Below are 25220 nucleotides of genomic sequence, written 5' to 3' on the forward strand. Positions count from 1 at the left end.
CCACGAAACGGCGACTGGCTCCGCCCCGGCGGGTGCCGGAAGGCGGAGCCAGTCGCCGCGACAGGTCAGAGGTAACGATTCGCCTCGTCGATGAAGTGCTGCGCGTACCCCTCCGACGGAATGTCCCCGAGGTAGTACTTCTTCAGGTCGTGCCGGGTGGCCGCCAGCGGGTCACTGCCGAGCAGATCGTCCAGCACCGGGTCCAGGTTTGTCACCCGGCCGCTGTGCGCGTCGATCACGTACGCCGCCCGGGCCAGCGGGAAGGCGTCGGTGAACCGCTCGGCCGGCGTGGAGACCGCGACCATCGCGAACGGCTTCTCCGAGTACAGGTAGTCGGCGACCACACTGGACACGTCCGACACCATCGCGTCCGAGGCGTTGAAACAGTCCACCACCGACATCTTCGTCTCGGCCTCGGCACCGAACACGTGCTTGCGGCCGCTCGTGCGACGGTCCTCGGCGAGCAGCGCCTTGATCCGCTCCGACTCCTGCGTCAACGCCGCCGAGCGCATCGTGTACGGGTGCGGCCGGAACACGATGCTGCAACCCCGCGACACCAACGCCTTGACGATGTCGTAGCCCACCAGCAGCGACGAGTAGTTCGAGTCGGCGTAGAAGCCGGCCCAGGTCGGGGCGTACAGCACCCGCGGCGCGGTCAACGAGGCGATCGGCGCGGCGGCGATCGCGACGTTCTCCACCTGCGGACGCCCGACGATGCTGAACATCTCCGCCGGCATGCTCACACCGTTGGCCGCGAACCGGTCCACTGCGGCCTGACCGGCGACGAAGTTCTTGTCGTACATCCGGAAGACCGGGTTGTGGCTCGGCACCTTGTCGCTGTCACCGTGGTTGAGCTGGATGTGCGTCAGGTTCGTGTACCGCACGAGGTGGTTGTTCTTCGTCGCCGTGTTGACGTAGAACGCCGCCCGCAGCGACGGGACGATCACGTCGTCGATCTGGGTCAACCCCGAGCGCAGCACCACCGGCGCCGTGGTCATCCGCAGCACCTCGTTGAAGTTGGCCTCGGAGCGCACCAGCACGAAGAACTTCTTGCCCAGCCGCTCCAGGTAGGGCAGCCACATCCCGACCTGGTAGGCGGTGCCGGCCGGCGCCTCCCAGTGCAGCAGGAAGACCGGCTCGTACGCGGCCAGCGCCGCGTTCAACCGCGTCTCGCTGGCGTGCCGGGCCCGTACCCGGGTCACCGCCTGCCAGCCGGTGAACGCGATCAGGGCGAGCGCGGCCACCGACACCACCAGCGAGATCACCTCGAGGGTGCCGGCGAACGCGCAGACCAGCGCCACCACCACGGCAGCGCCGTTGACAAGCACCGCCCGACTGGTGTTGGGCCGCAGGTTGGGCCGCAGACCACTGCCGCGCAGATTGGCCGACACCGGATAGACCGAACGGGACGTGGCCGTCACCGCCGGCTCGGCGAGAATCGCCAACGCCGCCACGCCGACCCCCAGGGCCAGCACCAGATCCGCGCCGGAGTGCACCACGCCGAGCAGGTAGGCGCAGGCCAGCAGAAGCAGGCGGATCACGAGTGTCGAACCGGAGGGGGTCGGACCGCCGCTCAGCGCGTTGCGCCACAGGTAACCGAGCAGGCCGAGCGCGACCAGGGCCGGGGGCAGCGCCCACCACGGCGAGTCCGCCACCGCCGCCAGCAGCAGCGCGGCCAGCGCCGCCACCTCGGCGGCCAGCGCGGGCAGTCGGCCCGCCAGCCACCCCCGCAACCCGGACTTGGCGCTCACCGGCGGGCGCCCGTCGACGTGCCGTTCATCCGCAGCACCCGGCTGACCCGGCCGCGCCAGCTCGCCAGGAAGGTCTGCTGGACCTTCAGTTCCTTCTCCAACTGGGTTACCCGCTCCTCGAGTGACTTGTATCCGCGGGGCTCGCGGAAGGGGGGTTCGAAGTCGTAGGCAGGTCGGGCCAGGTCACCGTCGTGGCCCTGCCGCAGCCAGCGCAGCCGCGACATGACCTGGCGACGCCCGACGGCGTCCGAGGCCATCAGCGTGTGCACCGGCCCGGGGAAGTTGGCGGAGGCGATCGCCTTGTCGTAGGCGGGGTTCTCCTTGCCGGGCTGGAACACGTGCTCGAGGTCGTTGTGCTCCAGGAAGCGCAGGTAGGTCTCGAAGGTCGGCACCTGACGCGGCAGGAAGGCGTCGAAGTCGGCCTCCTCGTAGAGCCGCTGCGCGTCGACGTCCGGCGGCAGGTCGGCGTAGAGGCGGTACGGGATGCCGTGGTACTCGGCCAGCTCGACGGTGCGCGAGTCGTGGGCCAGCACCACCGCCGGCGTACCGGCCAGCACCGCCGCGACGTTGCCGTGGATGCGGGTGCCGAAGGCGAAGTGCTGCTCGGCCATGAACTCGACCCAGGTCGAGGCGTCCACGAAGAAGCGCATCCGGTCGTTCTCGTACAGCGGATGCTCGGTGTGGATCGGCATCCGCTTGTTGCCGACCTTGGCCGGGTTCTCACCCCAGAGCATCAGGGCGAGACGGTGGTGCTGCTGCGGCACGATGACGCTGTTCGGGTAGCGGTCGGTGTTCGCCTCGACCAGCCGGTCCACCCCCTTGACCTTCGGGGTGTACGAGATGGCCAGCGGGCTGTCGTAGCGCAGGTGCCCGACCTTGCGCACCAGCGGCCCGAGCGGCCCGTTGCCGAACATCGACGGGCAGCCGATGACCCGCACGTGCTCGTCGCCGAAGCCGAGGTACTTCAGCATCCGCGCGGTGTACTCACCGCGTACGCCGATGGAGGCGGAGCGGTCCAGTACGGCCCGGGTGAACCGGGTGACGATCCGCTTGTACTCGTCGGGCAGCGAGTCGAACTCGGTGCCGTACGGCAGCTGGGCGCCGATGCCGACCACGGTGACGGGGATGGTCAGCTTCTCGATGACCTTCGCGAGTCGTTCCAGGTGCGGCAGGAAGGTGTCCCGGTACGAATTCGCCATCGGCAGCACGAACCGGTCGAACTCCTCGTTCGTCCGCGCGATGTACCGGCCCAGGTGAACCGGACGCTCGTGCACGTACGAGTTGGCGACCAGCTCGGCGTCGGGCACGCTCAGCGCCCGGAAGACCGCGCTGTAGAAGAGCATGTTGCCGGAGTTCGACCCGAACACCCCGAGTCGGGAGGTGGCCAGACTCTGCTCGTGGGACAGCACTGTCGCCGGATGTTTGCCGGCACGTACGAGGATGCGTGTCATGAGCGGGCACCGGACCCTGTGTGGCTGAACCGCGACCGTGCCGGTCGGAACATCTCATCCTCCCCTTGACGACACCCCGAGCGACCCGGTGCCGCGGCACCACCAGGGAACAGCGCGCGTACTGGCTCGCGCCGCTCACGATCGGGTCTCACTTCCGCAGAATCAGGGATGGATCCTAGCTCCGTATCCCGGAAGTTCACCGCACCGGGGTCGGATGTTCTTGATCATCTCGTCGCATTCCACGCATTCCCCTCAGCCCTCACCAGACGCCATCCCGAAACGCCTGGTCAGGGCGGGCCGCTCGGCTAACCGCCGGACGGCTCGGCGGCGACACCACGCGGCCGAGGCTGCTCCGCCGGCAGCGCGAGCTTCGGCGGACGGTGCTCGTACGGGGTGGAGAGCACCACTGTCGTGCGGGTGGTGACGTTCGCCGAGGTCCGGATCTCCTGGAGCACCCGCTCCAGGTCCGCCGGCCCGGCCACCCGCACCAGCAGCAGGTAGAAGTCCTCACCCGCGACCGAGTAGCACGAGTCGATCTCCGGCAGATGGGCCAGGCGTTCCGGCGCGTCGTCGGGCTGCGAAGGGTCGAAGGGCCGGATCGCCACGAACGCGGTAAGTGGCAGGTCGAGCGCCTCGAAGGAGACTTTCGCGCCGTAGCCCTTGATGACACCGCGCTGCTCCAGCCGACGTACCCGCTGGTGCACCGCGGAGACCGACAGGCCGACCCGCTCGGCGAGGTCCGTGTACGACAGCCGACCGTCGACGGTCAGTGCCGCGACGATGGCCCGATCGATCTCCTCCACGGCGTGCAACCTACCCGCTTAGCGCCCGATGTGCGACGTTCAGCCCTTCGCCAACGCCCGGGAAATCACCATCCGCTGGATCTGGTTGGTGCCCTCGACGATCTGCAACACCTTCGCCTCCCGGAAGTAACGCTCCACCGGATGATCGGCCACGTAGCCGGCGCCGCCGAGCACCTGCACCGCGTCGGTGGTCACCCGCATCGCCACGTCGGTGGCGAACAGCTTCGCCTTGGCCGCCTCGATCGAGTACGGCCGGCCGGCGTCGCGCAGCCGCGCCGCGGCCAACGTCAACGCCCGGGCGGCGGAGATCTGGGTGGCCATGTCGGCCAGGGTGAACCCGAGCCCCTGGAACTCGATGATGGCTCGGCCGAACTGCTGGCGCTCGCGGGCGTAGGTCACCGCGTAGTCCAACGCCGCCTGGGCCAGCCCCACCGCGCAGGCGGCGATGCCGAGCCGGCCGGAGTCCAGCGCGGCCATGGCGATGGTGAAGCCCTTGCCCTCCCCGCCGATCAGCCGGTCGGCGGGCACCCGGGCGTCGTCGAAGACCAGCTGCGCCACCGGTGAGGAACGCAGCCCCATGGTGCGCTCGGCGGTCTGCGGCGTGATCCCCGGCGTCGCCCGGTCGGCGAGCAGGCAGGAGATGCCCTTCGGGCCGGGCCCGCCGGTGCGGCAGAAGATGTTGTAGAAGTCGGCCGTGTGGGCGTGGGTGATCCAGGCCTTGGTGCCGGTGACGACGTAGTCGTCGCCGTCGCGGACCGCCTTCGTGGTCAGCGCCGCGGCGTCCGAGCCACCCTGGGGCTCGGAGAGGCAGTACGCGCCCAGCAACTCGCCACCGATCATGTCCGGCAGCAGGCTGCGCTGCTCGTCGGTGCCGAACGCGGCCACCGGGTAGCAGGACAGGGTGTGCACGCTCACCGCCTCGGCGACGGTGAGCCAGCGCCCGGCCAGGATCTCCAGCACCTGCAGGTAGACCTCGTAGGGCTGGGCCGCGCCGCCGTACTCCTCGGGGTACGGCAGCCCCAGCAGCCCGGCGCGGCCCAGGGTGCGCAGCACCTCCCGGGGGAACTCCCCACGCTGCTCGTGCTCGACGACCCTGGGTGCGAGCTCCCGGTCGGCGAGTTCGGTGGTCAGCTCCAGCAGGTCGTGGGCCTCGTCGGTGGGCAGGATCCGCTCGACGGTCATAGCTCGATCAGCTCCGTGGTGGTGGTGTTGAGCCGACGTACGCCGTCGGTCGTGCAGACGACGATGTCCTCGATGCGGGCGCCGTGCCGCCCGGCGAGGTAGATGCCCGGTTCCACGGAGAAGGCCATCCCGGCGACCAGCGGGCGGTCGTTGCCGGCCACCACGTACGGCTCCTCGTGGCCGTCCAGACCGATGCCGTGCCCGGTACGGTGCAGGAAGGCCGCGCCGTATCCGGCGGCGGCGATCGGCTCGCGGGCCGCGGCGTCGACCGCCTCGGCGGTCACCCCCGGACGGACCGCGGCCACGGCGGCGTGTTGCGCGTCGCGCAGCACCGCGTAGTAGTCGACGAACTCGGCCGGCGCCGGGCCACCGGCCACATAGGTACGGGTGCAGTCGGAGCGGTAGCCCGAGGGCATGGTGCCGCCGATGTCCACCACCACCGGCTCACCCACCCCGATCGGCCGGTCGGAGGTGCCGTGATGCGGGCTGGCCCCGTTCGGGCCGGCGGCGACTATCACGAAGTCGACGGTGACGTGCCCGGCGGCGCGGATCGCCGCGGCGATGTCGGCGGCCACCTCCACCTCGGTACGCCCCGGCCGCAGCCACTCGCCCATCCGCTCGTGCACCGCGTCGATCGCCGCACCGGCCTCGGCGAGCGCCGCGATCTCGGCGGGCGACTTGACGATCCGCAGCTCCCGCAGCACCTCGGAGGCCAGCCGCTGCCGGGCACCGGGCAACACCGCACGCAGCGCGAGGACCTGCTCGGCCCACATCCGGTCGGCCAGTCCCACCGCGTCGAGAGCCCCGTCGAGGGCCGCGGTCACCAGCGGGTACGGGTCGCTGCCGTCGGTGTGGTCGACGATGCGCACGCCGGTGGCCGGCGCCGGGGACGCCTCGGCCGCAGGCCGTTCCAGGGTCGGCACGATCAGGGTCGGCTCGCCCTCGGCGGGCAGCACCAGCAGGGTCAGCCGCTCACCGGCGTGCGCGTCGTAGCCGGTGAGGTAGCGCAGGTCGGAGCCGGGGCTGAGCAGCAGGGCGTCCAGGCCGGCGGCGGCGATGGCGCGTTGCGCGGCCACCAGTCGCTGCGGCGGGTAGAGTTCGTCGATTCCCACCCGCACAGCTTAACGGTCGTTTGGGGGCGGGTTGTGGACGGTCGCGGCCGAGCGTAGCCCGCCGACCGGTCAGGAATCGAGAAGCACTCCGCGGCGCAGCACAGCAAGCTGACCTTCAGGACATCCCGCCCGGCACGTCCCGTCGGGCCGGGCAGCTCATCTCTGCTGGAGGTCGCCGTGCGCTGGAACAATACCGTCCGACAGACCCACCGATGGACCTCGATCATCTTCGTGGTGACGGTCATCGTCGCCTTCGTCGCCGCCGCCCAGGCGGAACCCGCCGAATGGCTCTTCTACCTGCCACTACCCCCGCTGGCCCTGCTCCTGTTCACCGGGTTGTACCTGTTCGTGCTGCCGTACGCCGTCCGGCGGCGACGCACCGCGAGCTGAGTGCGGCGGCGCCGCACCGCGAGCCGCCTCGGCACGGCTCAGTGCATCAGCCAGAGGCAGAACGGGTGGCCGTCCGGGTCCAGGCAGACCCGGACGTCATCCTGCGGCTGGAACTCGGCCATGGTCGCGCCGCAGGCCAACGCGTGCGCCAGGGCCGCGTCCAGATCCTCGACGCCGATCTCCAGGTGCATCGACATCTGCTGCCGGCCCAGCTGCGCCGGCCAGGTCGGGCGGACGTACGCCCGTTCCCGCTGGAACGACAGTCCGACACCACCGTCGACGTTGTGCAGGATGACGTCGTCGGCCTCCTCGACCTTGATCTCCCAGCCGAGCAGCCGCACGTAGAAGCGGGCCAGCGCGGCCGGGTCGGGCGTGTCCAGGTTGACCGTGGTCAACCTCAGCCGGGTGGGTACGGACATCTGTTGTCCTCCTGGTCGTGCCGGGCACCCCGAACGTCGGTGGGGTGTGCCAGGCTGTCGGACGTGGCACAGCAGACCCCGATCATGCTCGTCGACGCGCCCAGTCTCTACTTCCGCGCCTACTTCGGCATCCCCGAGTCCGCCGCGAAGACCGCCGACGGCCAGCCGGTCAACGCCGTACGCGGCTTCCTCGACATGCTCGCCCAACTGGTGCGCACCCGCCGCCCGGGCCGGATGGTGTGCGCGATGGACCACGACTGGCGACCGGACTGGCGAGTGGCGCTGCTGCCGTCGTACAAGGCGCACCGGGTGGCGCCGGAGGGCGGCGAGATCGTGCCGGACACCCTCTCCCCGCAGGTGCCGATGCTCCTCGACGTGCTGGAGGCGCTGGGCATCACCGTGGTCGGCGCGGCCGGCTACGAGGCCGACGACGTGCTCGGCACCCTCTCGGTCACCCAGCCCGGCCCGGTGGAGGTGGTCTCCGGCGACCGTGACCTGTTCCAGTTGATCGACGACGCCCGCGGGGTGCGGCTGCTCTACATCGGCCGGGGCGTGGCCAAACTGGACGACTGCGACGACGCTGCGGTGCGCGCCCGCTACGGTGTGCCGGCCGACCGGTACGCCGAGTTCGCCGCGCTGCGCGGCGACCCCAGCGACGGGCTGCCCGGAGTGGCAGGTGTCGGCGAGAAGACCGCCGCCCGGCTGATCGACCGGTACGGCGACATCGCCGGCATCCTCGCCGCCCTGGACGACCCGGCCTCCGGATTCGCGCCCGGCCTGCGCGCCAAGCTCGCCGCCGCACGGGACTACCTCGCGGTGGCCCCGAAGGTGGTCCGGGTCGCCCTGGACGTGCCGCTGCCACCGCTGCCCACCGAGTTGCCGACCGCGCCCGCCGACCCGGATCGGCTGCTCGACCTGGCCCAGCGGTGGAACCTGGCCGGCTCCACCCGCCGCCTGGTCGACGCCCTCGCCACAGGCGCCGACTCCTAGACGACCTCGCGCAGGTAGCCGTCGATCGAGGCGGCGAGCACCTGCTCGCCGGGGCGGGCCCAGACGTCGGCGTGGAAGACTTCCACCTCGATCGGGCCGGTGTAGCCGGCCCGATCGACCGCCTCGCGCAGCCGGCGCAGTTCGATGCAGCCGTCGCCGGGCAGCGCCCGGCCGAGCAGCACCCCCTCGGGCAGCGGGGTGATCCAGTCGCAGACCTGGAACGAGGCGATCCGCTCCCCCGCCCGGACGATCTGCGCGTACACGGTGTCGTCCCACCAGACGTGGTAGGCGTCCACCACCACGCCGACCACGTCGGGGTCGAACCGTTCGGCGATGTCGAGGGCCTGGCCGAGGGTGGCGATGACACACCGGTCGGCGGTGAACATCGGGTGCAGCGGCTCGATCGCGAGCCGCACCCCGGCGGCCTCGGCGTGCGGGGCGAGGTCGGCGATCGCGTCGGCCACCCGGGCCCGGGCCCCGTCGATGTCCCTGCTGCCCTCCGGTAGCCCGCCGCAGACCAGCACCAGCACGGGTGCGCCGAGCGTGGCGGCCTCCTCGATGGCGCGCAGGTTCTCCTCGCGCCAGTCGTCGGCGGTGAAGAAGCCGCCCCGGCACAGGGTGGTCACCGCCAGCCCGGCGTCGCGGACCAGCGTGGCGGTGCGGGCCAGGCCGTACTCGGCGACCGGTTCCCGCCACAGGCCGATGCCCGGCACGCCGGCGGCCACGCAGCCGGCCACCACGTCGGGCAGCGGCCAGTGTTTCGTGGTGGCCTGGTTGAGCGAGAAGCGGCGCAGCGCCGCCCGGTCGGAGGTCACTGGGCCACCCCCGCGACCGTGAAGTACGCCCGGGCGCGGGCGGCGGCCAGGTCGGCGTCGGGCAGCAGCCCGGCGTCCTCGGCGAGGGTGAGCAGGGTGGCCAGGTGTGCCGGGGACCGGCCGGACTGCAGGCCGCCGACCATGGTGAAGTGGTCCTGGTGGCCGGCCAGCCAGGCGAGGAAGACGATGCCGGTCTTGTAGTACCAGGTGGGTGCGGCGAACAGGTGCCGGGCCAGCGGCACGGTCGGGGCGAAGATCTCGTCGTACCCGGTCAGGTCGCCGCGGTCGAGAGCGGCAAGCGCGGCGGCGGCGGCCGGGGCGATGGCGGCGAAGACGCCCAGCAGCGCGTCGGAGTGACCGCTGTCGTCGCCCCGGATCAGCTCCGGATAGTTGAAGTCGTCGCCGGTGTAGAGGCGTACCCCGGCCGGCAGCCGCCGCCGCAACGCCACCTCGCGGCCGGCGTCGAGCAGCGACATCTTGATGCCGTCCACCCGCGACACATGGGCCTTGATCAGCTCGACGACGGTGTCGGCGGCCAGGTCCAGGTCGGTCGAGCCCCAGTAGCCGGTCAGCGCCGGGTCGAACATCGGGCCGAGCCAGTGCAGCAGCACCGGGCCGTCGGCAGCGGTCAGCAGGTCGTCGTACACCCGCAGGTAGTCCTCGGCGTGGCGGGCGACGGCGGCCAGGTGGCGGCTGCACATCAGCACCGGCACCGCGCCGGCGGCCTGCACGTCGGCGAGTTGCTCGCGGTAGGCGGCGGTGACCTCGGCCAGGGTGGCCGGGCCGGGCGGAAGCTGGTCGGTGGCGACCCCGGCGACGATCCGGCCGCCGACCGCGCGGGCCTGCGCCGCGCTGCGCCGGATCAGCTCCCGGGTGCTCGGATAGTCCAGGCCCATGCCGCGCTGCGCGGTGTCCATCGCCTCGGCCACCCCGAGGCCGTACGACCAGAGGTGCTCGCGGAAGGCGAGGGTGCGGTCCCAGTCGAGCACGGCCGAGGTGCCCGGGGTGTTGTCGGCGCCCGGATCGGCCACCACGTGCGCGGCGGCGTACGCGATGCGGCTGCGCGGCGGGCCGTCGGGGCGCGGATGCCCGGTGCCGCCGGCCAGCCGCAGTCGCCGCCCGCCGGGCAGGGTGACGGTCGTGCCGCTCACAGCGACAGCTCCGGCACCTCGACGCGACGACCCTCGCGGGCCGACAGCAGACCCGACTCGGCCAGCTGCACGCCGCGCGCCCCGGCCAGGAAGTCCCACCGGAACGGCTCACCGGCCACCACGTGCCGCAGGAACGCCTCCCACTGCACCTTGAAGCCGTTGTCGAAGTCCTCGTTGTCCGGCACCTCGGACCACTGTGACCGGAAGTCCTCGGTGGCCGGCAGGTCGGGATTCCACACCGGTTTCGGGGTGAGGGCCCGGTGCTGCACCCGACACCGCCGCAGTCCCGCCACCGCGCTGCCCTCGGTGCCGTCGACCTGGAACTCGACGAGTTCGTCGCGGAACACCCGCACCGCCCAGGACGAGTTGAGCTGGGCGATCACCCCGCCGTCGAGCTCGAAGACGGCGTACGCGGCGTCGTCGGCGGTGGCCTGGTAGGGCCGGCCCGCCTCGTCGACCCGGCGCGGAACGTGGGTGGCGATGGTGGCGGAGACCGCACGCACCTCGCCGAACAGCTCCGCCAGCACGTAGTGCCAGTGCGGGAACATGTCCACCACGATGCCGCCGCCGTCCTCGGCCCGATAGTTCCAGGAGGGACGCTGGGCGGGCTGCCAGTCACCCTCGAAGACCCAGTAGCCGAACTCGCCGCGCACCGACAGCACCTGACCGAAGAAGCCGCCGTCGAGCAGGCGCTTGAGTTTGCGTAGGCCGGGCAGGAACAGCTTGTCCTGCACCACACCGGTGCGTACGCCGGCGGCGCGGGCCGCGCGGGCCAGGTCGAGGGCCGCGGCAGTGTCCTCGGCGAGGGGCTTCTCGGTGTAGATGTGCTTGCCGGCCTCGATCGCCGCCCGGATGGCCTTCTCCCGCTGCTGGGTGACCTGGGCGTCGAAGTAGATCTCGACGTCGTCGCGGGCCAGCGCCGCCGCCAGGTCGGTCGTCCAGTCGTCCAGGCCGTGCCGTTGCGCGATCTCGCGCAGCTTGGTCTCGCTGCGTCCGACCAGGACCAGGTGCGGCCAGACGGTGGTGCCGTCGGCCAGTGGCAGGCCACCGGCGTCCCGGATGGCCAGCAGGGAACGCACCAGATGCTGGCGGTAGCCCATCCGGCCGGTGACGCCGTTGACGATGATGCCGATCGACCTGCGGGTCATTGAGGGATCCTTCCGCAACGAGGCCAGGTAAGCGCTTTCCTGCGCAGCCTAGAGCGCGCAGGAACGCCGGGGCAAGGGCTTTCCCGCCGGCAACGATCCGGCCGGCGAAATGCTGTCGCGCTACGCCGCCGTGGCGCAGACCATGGGCCACATGGACCCACAGGCCCGCGAGATCGTCGACTACTACACCCTCCGGTACCGCGAGGATCTGCGGCTCAGTGCAGGGCGGCCACAGGCTCGGCTGGAACGACAGCGGACCCTGGAGATCCTGCGGGAGTCGCTGCCCCCGGCACCGGCTCGGATCCTGGACGTGGGTGGTGCAACGGGCGAGTACGCCCGGGCCCTCGTCGCCCTGGGCCACCGGGTCCGGCTGCTCGACCTGGTGCCCGCCCACGTCGCGCAGGCCCGCGCGGGGCACCCCGGCCTCGACGCGGAGGTCGCCGACGCCCGCGCGCTGCCCGAGGACGACGACAGCTACGACGCGACGCTGCTGCTCGGTCCGCTCTACCACCTGCCGGAGCACGCGGACCGGTGCACCGCCCTGGCCGAGGCGGTCCGCGTCACCCGTCCCGGCGGCACGGTCTTCGCCGCCGCGATCTCCCGGTTCGCCCTGCCGCTCGACTTCGCGGCCACCGGACGGCTCGACGATCGGACGATCGAACGGGCCCGGACGCTGCTCACCGATGGTCGCAACGACCCGGTTCTCGGCTTCACCCACGCCTACTTCCATCGTCTCGAGGAACTGGTCGACGAATGCCTCACGGCGGGCCTGGTAAACGTCACTGTCGAGGGTGTCGAAGGGCCGGCGTGGCTCGCCGCCGAAGCGGGGGCGCACGGACCGACGGCGGAGCAACTGTTCACCGCCGCGCTGGCGCTGGCCAGGACGTACCACGACGAACCGGCACTTGTCGCGACCAGCGCCCATCTGCTCGCCCGGGCGACGGTGCCCGGCGACCCGTCACGAACCCGTCCGAACCAGCCGGACCTACCGGTGTGACCTGCACGAACCATGCGGCGGCAAAAGTCCCGCACTGCGGTACGGTGGCGCTGGCCGTCAACGACGCGGCCGACGCGACACGGGAGGGGACGCGGGTGGCGACGCTGTCCGATGTGGCGCGGCGGGCGGGCGTCTCCCCCGCCACGGCTTCTCGAGTGATCAACGGCAGCAGCAAGCCGGTCACCGACGAGTTGCGGGAACGGGTCCTGCAAGCCGTCGCCGAGTTGCAGTACGTGCCCAACGCCCACGCCCAACTGCTGGCCCGTTCCCATCGAGGCGCGGTCGGCGTGATCGTGCACGACGTCTCCGACCCGTACTTCTCCGAGATCACCCGGGGGCTGCAACGGGTCGCCACCGACCAGGGGCGGCTGCTGATGATCTGCAACAGCTACCGGGACCCGGACCGGGAGCTGGAGTACGTCGAACTGCTGCGCGGGCAGCAGGTGGCCGCGATCATCCTGGCCGGCTCCGGCTACCACGATGCCGACTTCACCACGCTGCTCAACGGCAAGCTGGCCGCGTACGAGGCCACCGGCGGGCGGGTCGCGGTGATCGGCCGCCACGAGCACTCCGGTGACGCGGTGATGCCGGACAACCGCGACGGCGCGCGGCTGCTCGGGCAGGAGATCTGCCGGCTCGGCCACCGACGCATCGGGGTGGTGGCCGGGCCCCGGGTGCTGACCACCACCACCGATCGGCTGACCGGGCTGCGCGAGGCGCTCGCCGAACACGGTCGGCAGCTACCGGATCAGCTCGTCCGGTACGCCGATTTCGACCGGGACAGCGGCGCCGAGGCGACCGCCGCCCTGTTGGACGCCGAGCCCGGGCTGACCGCGATCGCGGCGCTCAACGACTCGATGGCCATCGGCGCGTTGTCGTTGCTGCGCTCCCGCGCGGTGGCGGTGCCCGATCAGGTGAGCGTCTTCGGCTTCGACGACATGCCGATGGCCCGCGACGTCACCCCGGCGCTGACCACGATCCGGTTGCCGCTCGTCGAGATGGGTGCCCGGGCGATGGCGCTGGCCCTGGACGGTGGTTCCGCCGGGCCCCGGGTCGAGTCGCTCGCCGCCGAACTGGTCCGCCGCGACAGTTCCGGACCACCGCCGCACTGAGGCGCATCACGGGAGATTTGCGCGAATGGGATAGATATAGTCACATGCGTAAACTCCTGATCTCAGCCGCTCTCGTGGTGGCGCTGGTGACCGGGGCCACCGGGCCGGCGGCGGCCGAGCCACCCCACAACCCCGCTCCCCGATCCGCCGTCGAAGGCTGGTCGGTGGCCGACGGCGAGCTGACCTGGCGTTCCGACACACCGGTGCCGATGGGCGACGCCGCCGTCGAATTCTGGTCGGGCCAGCGGCGGCTCGGCGCGGCTCGTCCGCACCCGGACGGTCGGACCTTCAGCCTTCCGCTGACCGCGCCGGTCGAACCCGACGAACTCGCGGTGCGGGTCGGCGGCAGGCGCATCGACGCGGACGCCCCGCGCGAGAGCGCCCGCCGGTCGGAACCGGTCGCCGCCGCGGCGGCCCCGCAGCCCGCCGGCCCCGTCGACCCCGGCAGGCCCGGACCGTACCGGCAGATCACCGGGGAGTACGACCTTCCCGGGGTCACCCTGCCGGAGTTCCCGGAGAAGGTCGAGATGCGGGCGGTGGTGGTCGCGCCGCAGGGCACCACCGGCGCCCGGCCACTGGCGCTGTTCCTGCACGGTCGCCACGCCGTCTGCTACCGGGGCGACGAGCAGGTGCCCCAGCAGTGGCCGTGCCCGGCCGGCACCGATCCGATCCCGAGCCACCGTGGCTACCTGCAGGCGCAGCGGCTGCTCGCCTCGCAGGGCTACGTGACCGTGTCCATCTCGGCCAACGGCACCAACGGTCAGGACTGGGCCGCCGCCGACGGCGGTGCCCAGGCCCGCTCCTCGCTCGTACGGCTGCACCTGGCGAAGTGGGCCGACTGGGCCCGCACGGGTCGTGCCGCAGCGCCGAGCATCGTGCGGGCCGCGCCCCGGGCCGACCTGTCCCAGGTGTTCCTGATGGGTCACTCCCGTGGTGGCGAGGGGGTCAGCCGGGCGGCGATGGACTCACTCACCCCACCACCGAGGGCCCAGGACGGCTACCCCGGCACAGTTCGCTGGACCGTACGCGGCATGCTGCTAATCGGCCCCACGCTCTTCGGGCACAACCCGGTGCCGGACGTCCCGTCGGTGACCATCCTGCCCGGCTGCGACGGTGACGTCTTCGACCTGCAGGGCCAGATGTTCGTCGACGCCACGCGCGGACTCAGCCCGAGTCGCGCACTGCGCAGCGCGCTGTACGTGATCGGGGCCAACCACAACTACTTCAACACCGAATGGACGCCCGGACAGTCGGTGGCACCGTCCCAGGACGACTTCTACACCAGAGACGACGAGCCGGACCTGGTCTGTTCACCGGGCATGCCGAGCCGGCTCACCGCCACCCAGCAGCAGACCGTCGGCGCCACCTACATCGCCGCCGCCGCGCGGCTCTTCGTCGAAGGTGACGACCGGATCCGGCCGCTGCTCGACGGCACCGGCCGACGGGCACCCTCGGCCGACCCGGCGCGGGTGCTCGCCCACGCCCTCGGCGGCAACCGCACGCCGGTGCTCACCCCGGACGCGTCGACGCAGCTGTCGGGTGGTGCCCGGATCTGCGACCAGGTCACCGACGACGCCGAGCGGTCCTGCCTCGACCCGATGGACCGCAACGCTTTCCTCGCACACTTCACGCCCTTCCTCTGGACCATCCCCGAGCCCAACCGGTACGCGGCCGAGCTGGCCTGGTCCCGTGCCGGCACACCGATCCGGCTGGCTCCGGCCCGGCCGGTTTCCGTCGCCGGCGCCCGTGACCTGGCGCTGCGGATCATCGTCGCGCCGAACACGACCGACACCCGGTTCGACGTGACAGTCGTCGGCACCGACGGGCGACGCAGCCGGCTGGGCGAGGTACGCATCGACGGTCTGCCCGGCACCGGCAACACGACCTCGCACTGGGCGCAGGAGGTGCGGGTGCCGTTGAAGGGGGCACCCGCACGACTGGCCGCCATCGAGGTCACGCCACGCACCGCGTTCGGGCAGGCATGGCTGCTCGACGCGTGGGGCTGGAAGCCGGGCACCCCCGACCCGCGTGCCCCCCGCCTGCCGCGGCTCGACATCGGCACCTTGGAGGTGGCCGAGGGTGACTCCGGCACGAAGACGTACGAGATCCCGGCGACCATCACGGGACGCGGCAGCGCGACAGTACAGCTGAACCTGACCGATGACATGTTCGTCAGCCGCTCCTGGCTGGCCACCGTCCGGCCCGGTCAGCGCAGCATCCGGGTGCCGGCCGAGGTGGTCGGTGACACGCTGTGGAACTACACCGAGCGGTACCTGCTGACCGCCAAGGCGCAGCAGGGCATGGTGGTCGGCAGCTACCTCGGCGGTCTCGACGTGCTCAACGACGATCCGGCGCCGACCATCACCGTCGAACCCGTCCAGCGCGTCACCGAAGGCGAGACGTTGACCTGGCGTTTCACCTCGTCCGCGCCGACGGAACAGGGCATCTTCGCCATCGCCTGGCCGCAGCCGCCGACCGACGGTCCCGAGCTGTCCACCATGGACGTCGATCCGGACTGGTTCACCGAGCACGCGTACTCGCCGGTGGAGCCCGAACGGCCGCTGTCCCAGACCTGGCTGGTGCCGTACCTGGACCTGGCCCCGGACGCGGTCGTCGCTGAGATCACCGTCCCGACGATCACCGACTCGGTGGTCGAGCCGGACGAGTGGATCGAGCTGCGCTTCGACCAGGAGCCGGACGGGCCGCAGCTGCCGCCGGTGCTGACCGGTGTGGTGACCGACGGCTGAGCGGGGACGCCGCGGTGGCACCGGTACGGATACCCTGTGCCGGTGCCACCGCTGAGCCCCACCCAGCAGCTCCTCTCCCCCGACGACGTGGCCGACTACATCGCCGCCTCGTTCGGCGCGGACCGGCAGGTCGCCGACTGCGGGCCGCTGACCGGCGGCGGGTTCGCCACCGTCTGGTGGGTACGCCTCGACGACGGCGCAGACGTCGTCCTCAAGGTCGGGCCACCGTCGCACGTGCCGCTGCTGCGCTACGAGACCGGGATGCTCGCCGCCGAGGCCCGTTACTTCCGGCTGGTCGCCGCCCGGGCCCCGCAGGTGCCGGTGCCGCCGGTGCTGCACCACGGTCGCGACGCACGCCTCGGCGAGTGGCTGGTCACCGGCCGACTGCCCGGCCGGGCGCTGCCCGACCTGGACGGTGCCGACGCGGGCGCACGCTACGACTTCGGGGCGGCGATGGCCACCCTGCACCGGATCACCGGTGACCGGTTCGGCTACGACGCCGGCCGTGCCGGCGGCATTACCTGGTCGGTGGCGTTCGCGGCGATCGTCGACGATCTGCTCGCCGACGCGGCCGACTGGAACGTCACACTTCCCGCGCCGCCGCAGCGGTTCCGGGAGGTGGTGGCCCGGCACGCCGGCCTGCTCGACCAGGTGCGCCGACCCGCCCTGCTGCACTTCGACGGCTGGGACGGCAACGTGCTGGCCGCGCCCGACGCGCACGGGGCGTACCGGATGTGCGGGCTTGTCGACGGCGAACGGTTCCTCTACGGCGACCCGATGCTGGACCTGGTCTCGCCCCTGCTGTTCCGGCGCGCCGAGGACGAGCCGGAGCATCCGTTCCTGCACGGCTACGCCGACGCCGTCGGCACGCCGCTGGTCTTCGACGACCGGGTACGCCGCCGGTTGGCGTTGTACCGGATGCACCTGCACCCGCTGATGACCGTGGAGATGCCCAGCCGGGGCATCACCGTCGACAACGACCCCGGCCGACACACCCTGCTCGCCGAGCTACTCGACCGCGACCTGGCGGACCTGAGCGCCGAGTGACCGGCCGCTGTGCGCGGCGCGTGATCACGGACGCTGCCCGAGCTTCGGCACCACGGCACGTTGCAGCACCGCAGTGGTGGCCAGCACGGTGCCGGCCGGTCCATCGGCAGTGTCCGCCACGAGGTAGCTACGCGAGCCGAGGTACTCGAAGGTCCGCTCATCGAAGATCCACTCGTCGCGGCGGTCCCGTTCGGTGTACGCGACGGCGGTCCCCCGCCGGCCCGCCGCGTCGGTCACCTGACGGATCATCTCGACTCCGGGAATCCGGGCTGCGGCCCGGTATAGAGCGGCGCTTGTCTGTGGCGGCACCAGCGATTCCCGCAGGATGTCGCCGATCGCGGTGAACGCCGCGCCGTCGCGGCTGCTGCCGTGGCCCCGCTCGGCACGTTCCCGGTAGAGCTTGGCCAGCAGTTCATCCGGGTCGTCGGGCAGATCGACGACCGCCGCGTTCGGCGTCATGTCCGTCAGCGTCACCCGCTCGGGGATCACGCCGATGACCGGCAGTTCGAAGAACGGCTGTCGGAGCAGACCATCGCCCGGCTCGTACCGGGGGATCCAGATCTCCCGCTCGCGTACCGGTCGCAGCCGGGCCGGACCGCCACCCAGTTCGGCGTAGGCGCCCAGGCTCCTGATGTAGACGTACCTCCCGTCGCCCGGTTCCGGCTTCTCGACGACGGCGGCGGCCATCGCGTTCAGCAATGTCGTCGCGGCCGCCGGTTCCGCCTGTTGCACAGTTACGACAAGCGGCGCGCTCTGCGGCACCCCGGGCAGCGCGATCGTCCCGGCCGCGATCACCGCGGCCAGTACGCCCACCGCGCCCACCAGCACCGGCGTCCGCTTCGGCCGTCGGGCCGGCCGGGTGATCTCGTTCATCAGGTGCCGGCGCAGGGCCTGCCGGTGCGCGGTGGCCATCGCCGGCACGTGCGGAACAGTCGGCTCGCTCATCGGTACTCTCCCTGCTCGACGGGGGTGCCTCGCGGACGGTCCAGTTCCTGCTGGGCCAGCGCCCGCAGCCGGGTTCGGGCCCGGGACAGCCGCGAACGCACGGTCCCGACGGGAACCCCCAGGGCTTCGGCTGCTGCCGCGTAGTCCAGCTGCGACCAGACGCACAGCAGGAACACCTCCCGGTCCGCCCGACGCAGGGCCCGCAGGGCCGCCACGGCGGCGGCGAGCTGGTCGGCGTCGTGCATCCGGCCGACCACGTCGTCGGCGAAGTCCGGCACCGTGTCGCGTACCGGCAGCCGCCGTAGCGCCGCCCGGTGCCGGCGCGCCGCCCGCCGCCGGTTACGCAGCACGTTTGTGGCGATGCCGAGCAGCCAGGGCCGCAGGCTCTCCCCGTCCGGTCGAAGCGACTCCCGGATCCGCCACGCCTCGAGGAAGGTCAGCGACACCACGTCCTCGGCGAGCACCGGGTCGCCCTCGCTCCACACCGCATGGCGGTGGACCGCGTCGGCATGCTCGTCGAAGAGTTCACCAAAGGCGTCGGTGTCGCCGGCTCGGATCCGACGCCGCAACTGTGCTGTCACACCTGTACCTGTCCGTGGCCGCCGACGAGTTCCATGTCTGCCGACATGTTCCATCGGCGGACATGTTCCATCGGCGGACATGTTCCATCGGCGGACATGTTCCATCCGCGGACATGGTCCATCGGCGGGCACGGACAGGTGAGCGTCGGTGGCGGGTCAGGAGGGTGTGTGCCGGGCCAGGGGGTTGGTGAGGGCGCCGACGAGTTGCAGGGCGGCCGACGGGTCGGCCAGGTCGACCATCTGCTGGTTGTCGCGCAGTTGCAGCCGGTTGAGGCAGGACAGGGCGAACTCGGGGGCGAACAGGTCGTAGCGGGCCAGCCGGTCGGCCAGGTGGGGTACCCGGGCGGCGTAGTCGGTGGCGCAGTCGGCGACCGTACGCCAGAAGGTCTCCTCGTCGGCGATGCCCTGGTCGGCGAGGGTGGCGCCGAGGAAGCGGAAGAAGCAGTCGAAGACGTCGGTGAAGATGGACAGCAGTTTCATCTCCTCCGGCACCTCGGCGCGGATCCGTTCGACCGCCGGGGGCAGGGCCGCCTCGGTGTTCATCACCACGATCTCCTCGGCGATGTCCTTGAAGATCACCCGTTGTACGGCGTGGTCGCGCAGCACCAGGATGACGTTCTCGCCGTGCGGCATGAACGCCAGGTCGTAGGCGTAGAAGGCGTGCAGCAGCGGGGTGAGGTAGGCGTGCAGGTAGCGGCGTAGCCATTGCGCCGGTGCCAGCCCGGAGGCGGTGATCAGTTCGGCGGCGAAGGACCGGCCGTCGGCGTCGACGTGCAGCAGCGAGGCCATGGTGGCCAGCCGTTCGCCGGGGGCCAGGGTGGGCACCGGGCTCTCCCGCCACAGCGCGGCAAGCATCTTGCGGTACGGCGAGTAGCGGTCGGTGGCGGCTTCGTACTGCCGGTTGCGGTAGCCGACGGCGGCCCGCTCCCGGATGATCGTCAGGCCGGTGGCCTGGAACACCTCGTCGGCGGTGATCAGATCGGCCAGCCAGTCGTTGATGGCCGGGGTGGCTTCCATGTACGCCGCCGACAACCCTCGCATGAAGCCCATGTTCAGCACCGACAGCGACGTCTTGACGTAGTGCCGGTGCGGCGCGCTGACGTTGAAGAAGGTGCGGATGGACTGCTGGGCGAGGTAGTCGTCGTCGCTCTCGCCGAGGTGCACCAGGCGGCGGCGGGCCACCTCACCGGCGAAGGTCACCGACAGCTTGTTCCACCACTGCCAGGGGTGCACCGGGATGAGCAGGTAGTCGGCCAGGTCCAGGTCGAGGGCGGCCATGGTCTCGGCGAACCGGGCCAGCGTCGCCTCGCCCAGTTCGGTGCGGAGCAGGGTGTCGTAGTCGAGGTCGGCGGCGCTGGTGAACGTGGCGTGGTCGCGGTGGGCGGCCAGCCAGATCAGGCGTACGGGCCGGGCGGCCTCGGGGGCGTAGCTGTGGTATTCGTCGACGCCGAAGCCGAGGCGGCCGTTGTTGGCCACGAAGCAGGGATGTCCCTCGGTCATCGACGTCTCGATGGTCTGGAAGTCGGCCTCGATCAGTTTCGCCGCCGAGGGCAGGGCCCGGTCCAGCTTGTAGGCGCTGCCGGCCAGGGTGGAGCTGATCTCCTCCAGGTAGACCGGCAGGATCCGGTCGGTGAGGCCGAGCGAGGTGCGCAGATCCAGGCAGAGGTCGACGGCGTCGAGGGGCTGCGGCTGGCCGTCGCGCTGCCGGGTGATGCTCTCCGGGTCGATGTCCCAGTGCTCCAGGGTGCGCAGCCGGGCGGTGAACCGGTAGCGGACGGTGCCGCAGTCGCTTGTCACCGTGTACCAGCGGCGGCCTCCGGCGGCGAGGCCGTCCGGCTCGGGGGTGATCAGCCGCTCGTGGGCGAACTCGGCCAGCGCCTTGCGCACCAGCAGCCGGTTGGCCCGCTCCCAGGTCTGCGGGCGCAGGTGGGCGACCGGGTCGGTGGTGGTCACAGCGTTGCTCCTTGGTCACGGGTCGCGGCGAGGAACCGCTCGCGGGTGCAGATGCTCAGCAGGGCCTGCTTCTCCGGCTTGGTGATCGGGCCGATCACCTCGAAACCGACTGCCGCGTTCAGGGCGTGCACGGCGGTGTTGCGGACGTCCGGCTCGACCACCACCCGGACGGTGTCGGGGTCGGCGAACAGCCACGACATCACGGTGGTGATCACGGCGCGGGTGAAGCCGTGCACCGGGGTCTCGGCGGGCGCGCAGAGGAAGTGCATGCCCACGTCACCGGGCTGGGCGTCGTAGAGCCCGACCAACTCGACCTGGGCCGGGTCGTACCGTTCGGCGAGGAAGGCCGGCTCGCCGCGCCACAGCCCGAGGAAGGCGTCGTGGTGCGGATGCGCGGCGATGCGCTGGTATTCCTGCACCACTGCGGCCAGGTCGGCGTCCTGCATCAGCCAGAACGCCGCCTTGGGGTGGGTCACCCAGCCGTGCAGCAGCGGCGCGTCGGCGGCCACGTCGAGCGTACGCAGGGCGAACTCCCCCAGCACCGGATCGGTCCGGATGTGCACGGTGGCGCTCATGCGGGCACCCCGAACTCCTGGAAGGTGATCGACTTCTCGATCGGGTACACCTCCCGGCCGACCAGCTCCCGGATGATCCACGAGTTGCGGTACGGACCCATGCCGAGATCCGGTGAGGTGATGCTGTGCGTGTGGGTGCCGCCGTTCTGGAGGAAGATCCCCCGCCCGGTGTGGTCGACGCTGTAGTTGCGGGCCACGTCGAGGCGGCCGTGGGCGTCGAAGCGCAGCCGGTCGCGGATCGGGTCGCAGAAGGCGGGCACCTGGTAGCGGTAGCCGGTGGCCAACACCAGCCCCTCGGTGTCCAGGGTGTGCTCACGTCCCTGCTCGACGTGGCGCAGCCGCAGGGTGTGCCGGCCGGTGGACCGGTCGTGGTCGACCCCGGTCAACTCGGTGTTGGTCAGCAGTCGGGTGTTCACCGGGCCGGGCACGCTCGAGGCGTAGAGCAGGTCGAAGATGTCGTTGACCAGGTCGGCGGAGATGCCCTTGAACAGCCCCTTCTGCTCGGCCTCCAGGTCGTAGCGGGTCTGCTCGGGCAGGGCGTGGAAGTAGTCCACGTAGTCCGGTGAGGTCATCTCCAGGGTCAGCTTGGTGTATTCCAGCGGGAAGAACCGGGGTGAGCGGGTCACCCAGTTCAGCTGGTAGCCGTACGTGCCGATGTCGGAGAGCAGGTCGTGGTAGATCTCGGCGGCGCTCTGCCCGCTGCCGACGATGGTGATGCTGCGTTTGGCGCGCAGCGCGTCACGGTGTTCCAGGTAGCGGGAGTTGTGCACCGCGTCGGAGTCCAGCCCGGCGCAGGCCTCCGGCAGGTACGGCGGGGTGCCGGTGCCGAGCACCAGGTGCCGGGCCCGGTGGGTGACGGTGTCGCCGCCGACCGTGGCGGTCACCACGTACTGCTCGCTCGTCGGGTCGTACTCGACGGTGCTGACCTGGTGACCGAAGCGCAGGTTGGGCAGCTTCGCCGCGGCCCACCGGCAGTACGCGTCGTACTCGGCGCGCAGCGGGAAGAAGCTCTCCCGGATGTAGAAGGGGTAGAGGCGGCCGATCTCCTTGAGGTAGGCGAGGAAGGAGAACGGCGAGGTGGGGTCGGCCAGGGTGACCAGGTCGGCCAGGAACGGGGTCTGCAACCGGGACGACTCCAGCAGCATGCCGGGGTGCCAGGAGACGTCGTCGCGGGCCTCCAGGAACAGCGCGTCGATCTCGGCGATCGGCGCGGTCAGGCAGGCCAGACCCAGGTTGTACGGCCCCAGGCCGATCCCGATGACGTCGTAGCTTCTCATTCGGCCCTCCATGCTCGGTTTCTGCGTCGACCTGCTCAGCCCACTGGACAAGGAAGCTCCAAAGTGGACGTGTTGGGCGCGTACCGGCCGGCGTGTTCGGCGATCAGGTCGAGCACGTACGCCACGTCGTCGGGGCTGGTCGCCGGGTTGAGGACTGTGAACTTGAGGTACTGCCGGCCGTCGACCTTGGTGCCGGCGACCACGGCCAGGCCGGAGGCGGCCAGCGCGGACCGGGCGTGCAGGTTCGCCGCGTCGGCCAGGTCCGCCGGGGTGCCGGCGGGCCGCCAGCGGAACACCACTGTGCTCAACGCCGACGCGGTCAGCACCTCGAACCGGGGGTCGGCGGCGGCCAGCTGCCACGCCTGGGCGGCCCGGTCACAGACCTCGTCGAACAGTTCGCCGATGGCGTCGGGGCCCATCACCCGCAGGGTCAGCCAGAGCTTGAGGGCGTCGAAGCGGCGGGTGGTCTGCAAGGACTTGTCGACCTGGTTGGGGATGCGTTCGGCGACCATCCGGGCCGGGTTGAGGTAGTCGGCGTGCCAGGTGGCGTGCCGCAGCGTACGCCGGTCGCGGACCAGCACAGCGCTGGAGCTGACCGGCTGGAAGAACGACTTGTGGTAGTCGACGGTCACCGAGTCGGCCCGTTCGATGCCGTCGAGCAGGTGCCGGCGGGTCGGCGAGACCAGCAACCCGCAGCCGTACGCGGCGTCGACGTGCAGCCAGGCGCCGGAGGTGGCGCACACCTCGGCGATCTCGTCGAGCGGGTCGATGGTGCCGAAGTCGGTGGTGCCGGCGGTGGCGACCACCGCGAGCACGGTCAGGCCGGCCCGCCGGCAGCGGCTGATCTCGTGGCGGACGGCACCGGCACGCATCCGCCGGTCCGGGCCGGTCTGCACCACCACGACCGCGTCCGGGGCCAGGCCGAGCAGCTTGGCGGCCTTCTGCACGCTGAAGTGGCCCGCGGCAGAGGTGATGATCCGCAGGCGGGGCAGCAGGATCCGCCGGTCGGTCGGGCTCGCACCCGCCAGGGCCTCCTCCCGGGCCAGCAGCAGCGCGTGCAGGTTGGACTGGGTGCCGCCGCTGGTGAACACCCCGTCGGCGGCCGGGCCGAGACCGATCCGGGCGGCGGTCCAGTCGATCAGGCGTCGCTCGATCAGGGTGGCGCCGGCGCTCTGGTCCCAGGTGTCCATCGAGGAGTTCACGGCGCTGAGCACGGCCTCGCCGAGCAGGGCCGGGATGACCACCGGGCAGTTGAGGTGGGCCAGGTAGCGCGGGTGGTGGAACCAGACAGCGTCGCGCAGGTACACCTCGTCGAGTTCGTCGAGGGCGGCGGTGGTGTCGCGCAGCGGCCGGTCCAGGTCGATCGCGTCCACCAGCGGCGCCAGCTGCTCCGGGCGTACGCCGGTGAACGGTCCGGTCGCCTCGGTGACGCGCCGGGCCACCCGGTCGGCACCGGCTGTCACCGCGGCCCGGTAGTCGTCGACTGTGCCGTCGTGGAACAGGTGGGCTCGGGCGGCGCTCGGCGGTGTCACGGTGTGCACCGGCAGGGTCATGGACGTGTCCTCCACGCTCGGCGGTTCGGTTTCCGGGCAGCCGGAACCCGCCGCCCGCGCAGCGCGCGGCGGGTTGGCGTCGATGAGGGTGGTGGGCGGACGACCGGCGGTCTCAGGTCACGCCGGTCGTCCGTGGCGGGTCAGGTCAGCTTCTTCGCGCCCTGGATCGCCTTGGCGAGGTCTTCGAGCAGCGGGGCGGCCCCGGCGTACGAGAAGCGGGGCACCGCGTCCCATCCGGTCACCTGGCCGGCCTGCACGGCGGGCAACTGCGTCCAGGTGGGCTTGGCGGCCAGGTCGGCCGGTTGCAGGGCGGTGCTGCGGTTGTCGAGCAGGATCAGGTCGGCCGGGAACTTGCCGGCGTTCTCCCAGCTGAGCGCCTCGAAGTAGTCACCGGACTCCAGCTTGGTGGGCACCACGATGTCGACGCCGAGTTCGGCGAAGTACATCAGGTCGGTGCTGACCTTCGGGTTGGAGACGTAGAACAGGTCCGGGCTGCCGGAGGCGGCCAGCACCTTGATGCCGGGGTTGGCCTTGACCGCCTGGCGTACCGCCTCGGCGGCGGCCTCGAAGCGCGCCTTGGCGTCGGTGACCTTCGGTGCCGACAGGTCGGCGCCGAGGGACTGGGCGAGTGCGGCGTACCGTTCGATCGGCTTGGTCATCGGGACGCGGGCGGTGGTGATGGTGACCACCGGCGCGAGCGGAAGGATCTTGTCCTTGCTCTCGTCCGGCACGTACCAGTAGGCGCCCGGGTCGTACATGTGGGTGACGAGCAGTTCCGGGCGCAGCGCCGCGTACTTCTCGACGCTGAACTCGCCCCAGACGTTGCCGAGGATCTCCACGCTCTCCACGTCCAGGTCGCCGGCCTGTGGTTCCTTGCTGCCGTCGGCCTTCTTCGTCTCGCCGAAGACACCGACCACCTCGCGCCCGAGTCCGAAATCGACCAGGGCGGCTGCCGAGCCGGTGAAGGCCACCACCCGGGCGGGCCGCGCCGGAGCGGTGACCGCCTCCGGGCGGTCGTCGGTGAACGACCACGACCCGGAACCGTTGCTGGTGCTGGCTTTGTCGGCCTCGTCCCGCCCGCAGCCGACGAGCACAGCGGCGAGGGCGGCGGCGCCACCGGCGGCGAGCAGGCCGCGACGGGAGAGGCGGCGGGCGGAAACGGGATCAGGCATGGTGTCGTCTTCCGATCAGGGTGTGCGGATGGCCATGGACAGCCGCGGT

Annotated in this window: 22 protein-coding genes; 6 read left to right on the forward strand and 16 right to left on the reverse strand. The window is 71.5% G+C overall.

The window, feature by feature from the left end; all coding sequences use genetic code 11:
- Positions 1-65 precede the first annotated feature (65 nt).
- The 5 genes from C1A38_RS02055 to C1A38_RS02075 all read right to left on the reverse strand — a co-directional run bounded on the left by C1A38_RS02055 (position 66) and on the right by C1A38_RS02075 (position 6305).
- Positions 66-1751, reverse strand: a complete 1686-nt coding sequence (locus tag C1A38_RS02055; protein ID WP_102656121.1) for a CDP-glycerol glycerophosphotransferase family protein — start codon at positions 1749-1751, stop codon at positions 66-68.
- The gene (locus C1A38_RS02060; protein ID WP_102656122.1) at positions 1748-3202 is read right to left on the reverse strand and encodes a polysaccharide pyruvyl transferase family protein; all 1455 of its coding nucleotides are present in this window, start codon (positions 3200-3202) and stop codon (positions 1748-1750) included. The genes C1A38_RS02055 and C1A38_RS02060 overlap by 4 nt, the downstream gene beginning before the upstream one ends.
- A gap of 305 nt (positions 3203-3507) precedes the next feature.
- Positions 3508-4005: an Lrp/AsnC family transcriptional regulator gene (locus C1A38_RS02065; RefSeq protein WP_013733823.1), complete on the reverse strand. Its 498-nt coding sequence runs from the start codon at positions 4003-4005 to the stop codon at positions 3508-3510.
- Positions 4006-4044: 39 nt separating this feature from the next.
- Positions 4045-5187 (reverse strand): acyl-CoA dehydrogenase family protein, encoded by a 1143-nt coding sequence (locus C1A38_RS02070; protein ID WP_102656123.1) that lies wholly within the window; start codon positions 5185-5187, stop codon positions 4045-4047.
- Positions 5184-6305: a M24 family metallopeptidase gene (locus C1A38_RS02075; protein WP_199180047.1), complete on the reverse strand. Its 1122-nt coding sequence runs from the start codon at positions 6303-6305 to the stop codon at positions 5184-5186. Before C1A38_RS02075 ends, C1A38_RS02070 begins: the two co-directional genes overlap by 4 nt.
- 171 nt (positions 6306-6476) lie before the next feature.
- Between C1A38_RS02075 and C1A38_RS02080 the strand changes: the two genes are divergently transcribed.
- Complete coding sequence (locus C1A38_RS02080; RefSeq protein WP_013733820.1) at positions 6477-6689, forward strand: hypothetical protein; 213 nt, start codon at positions 6477-6479, stop codon at positions 6687-6689.
- A 38-nt stretch (positions 6690-6727) separates the two neighbouring features.
- Here the strand turns inward: C1A38_RS02080 and C1A38_RS02085 are convergent, their stop codons facing one another.
- Positions 6728-7108: a VOC family protein gene (locus C1A38_RS02085; protein WP_102656125.1), complete on the reverse strand. Its 381-nt coding sequence runs from the start codon at positions 7106-7108 to the stop codon at positions 6728-6730.
- Positions 7109-7192: 84 nt separating this feature from the next.
- Here C1A38_RS02085 and C1A38_RS02090 point away from each other — a divergent pair, with 84 nt between their 5' ends.
- A complete protein-coding gene (locus C1A38_RS02090) occupies positions 7193-8098 on the forward strand; it encodes a 5'-3' exonuclease (RefSeq protein WP_199180053.1) in 906 nt (301 codons plus the stop codon).
- Here C1A38_RS02090 and C1A38_RS02095 read toward each other — a convergent pair.
- From C1A38_RS02095 to C1A38_RS02105, 3 genes are read right to left on the reverse strand one after another with little or no spacing between them, the layout of a single operon-like run.
- Entirely contained in the window at positions 8095-8913 is an 819-nt protein-coding gene (locus tag C1A38_RS02095) for a sugar phosphate isomerase/epimerase family protein (protein WP_013733817.1), read from the reverse strand. The genes C1A38_RS02090 and C1A38_RS02095 overlap by 4 nt on opposite strands.
- Positions 8910-10064 (reverse strand): dihydrodipicolinate synthase family protein, encoded by a 1155-nt coding sequence (locus C1A38_RS02100; RefSeq protein ID WP_013733816.1) that lies wholly within the window; start codon positions 10062-10064, stop codon positions 8910-8912. The genes C1A38_RS02095 and C1A38_RS02100 overlap by 4 nt, the downstream gene beginning before the upstream one ends.
- Positions 10061-11212 (reverse strand): Gfo/Idh/MocA family protein, encoded by a 1152-nt coding sequence (locus C1A38_RS02105; RefSeq protein WP_013733815.1) that lies wholly within the window; start codon positions 11210-11212, stop codon positions 10061-10063. The genes C1A38_RS02100 and C1A38_RS02105 overlap by 4 nt, the downstream gene beginning before the upstream one ends.
- 109 nt (positions 11213-11321) lie before the next feature.
- On the opposite strand from C1A38_RS02105, the gene C1A38_RS02110 reads away from it, so the two are divergent.
- The 4 genes from C1A38_RS02110 to C1A38_RS02125 all read left to right on the forward strand — a co-directional run bounded on the left by C1A38_RS02110 (position 11322) and on the right by C1A38_RS02125 (position 17115).
- Complete coding sequence (locus tag C1A38_RS02110) at positions 11322-12209, forward strand: class I SAM-dependent methyltransferase (protein ID WP_013733814.1); 888 nt, start codon at positions 11322-11324, stop codon at positions 12207-12209.
- A gap of 95 nt (positions 12210-12304) precedes the next feature.
- A complete protein-coding gene (locus C1A38_RS02115) occupies positions 12305-13321 on the forward strand; it encodes a LacI family DNA-binding transcriptional regulator (RefSeq protein ID WP_043724413.1) in 1017 nt (338 codons plus the stop codon).
- Positions 13322-13365: 44 nt separating this feature from the next.
- Entirely contained in the window at positions 13366-16068 is a 2703-nt protein-coding gene (locus C1A38_RS02120) for an alpha/beta hydrolase (RefSeq protein ID WP_102656127.1), read from the forward strand.
- 42 nt (positions 16069-16110) lie between these two features.
- Complete coding sequence (locus tag C1A38_RS02125) at positions 16111-17115, forward strand: phosphotransferase family protein (RefSeq protein WP_233196559.1); 1005 nt, start codon at positions 16111-16113, stop codon at positions 17113-17115.
- A 24-nt stretch (positions 17116-17139) separates the two neighbouring features.
- On the opposite strand, the gene C1A38_RS02130 is transcribed toward C1A38_RS02125, so the two are convergent.
- The 7 genes from C1A38_RS02130 to C1A38_RS02160 all read right to left on the reverse strand — a co-directional run bounded on the left by C1A38_RS02130 (position 17140) and on the right by C1A38_RS02160 (position 25171).
- Positions 17140-18060, reverse strand: coding sequence for a CU044_5270 family protein (locus C1A38_RS02130; RefSeq protein ID WP_199180048.1), 921 nt, complete (start codon positions 18058-18060; stop codon positions 17140-17142).
- On the reverse strand, positions 18057-18641 hold the full coding sequence (locus C1A38_RS02135) for an RNA polymerase sigma factor (protein ID WP_013733809.1): 585 nt from the start codon (positions 18639-18641) through the stop codon (positions 18057-18059). The genes C1A38_RS02130 and C1A38_RS02135 overlap by 4 nt, the downstream gene beginning before the upstream one ends.
- 156 nt (positions 18642-18797) lie before the next feature.
- Positions 18798-20594, reverse strand: coding sequence for an IucA/IucC family protein (locus tag C1A38_RS02140; protein ID WP_102656130.1), 1797 nt, complete (start codon positions 20592-20594; stop codon positions 18798-18800).
- Positions 20591-21169 (reverse strand): GNAT family N-acetyltransferase, encoded by a 579-nt coding sequence (locus C1A38_RS02145; RefSeq protein WP_013733807.1) that lies wholly within the window; start codon positions 21167-21169, stop codon positions 20591-20593. The genes C1A38_RS02140 and C1A38_RS02145 overlap by 4 nt, the downstream gene beginning before the upstream one ends.
- Positions 21166-22446: a lysine N(6)-hydroxylase/L-ornithine N(5)-oxygenase family protein gene (locus C1A38_RS02150; RefSeq protein WP_102656131.1), complete on the reverse strand. Its 1281-nt coding sequence runs from the start codon at positions 22444-22446 to the stop codon at positions 21166-21168. The genes C1A38_RS02145 and C1A38_RS02150 overlap by 4 nt, the downstream gene beginning before the upstream one ends.
- 35 nt (positions 22447-22481) lie before the next feature.
- The gene (locus tag C1A38_RS02155; protein WP_013733805.1) at positions 22482-23999 is read right to left on the reverse strand and encodes a pyridoxal phosphate-dependent decarboxylase family protein; all 1518 of its coding nucleotides are present in this window, start codon (positions 23997-23999) and stop codon (positions 22482-22484) included.
- Positions 24000-24139: 140 nt separating this feature from the next.
- Positions 24140-25171, reverse strand: coding sequence for an ABC transporter substrate-binding protein (locus C1A38_RS02160; RefSeq protein ID WP_013733804.1), 1032 nt, complete (start codon positions 25169-25171; stop codon positions 24140-24142).
- Positions 25172-25220: the final 49 nt, after the last annotated feature.

The sequence above is a fragment of the Verrucosispora sp. ts21 genome, assembly GCF_002879555.1.
GTDB lineage: Bacteria > Actinomycetota > Actinomycetes > Mycobacteriales > Micromonosporaceae > Micromonospora > Micromonospora gifhornensis.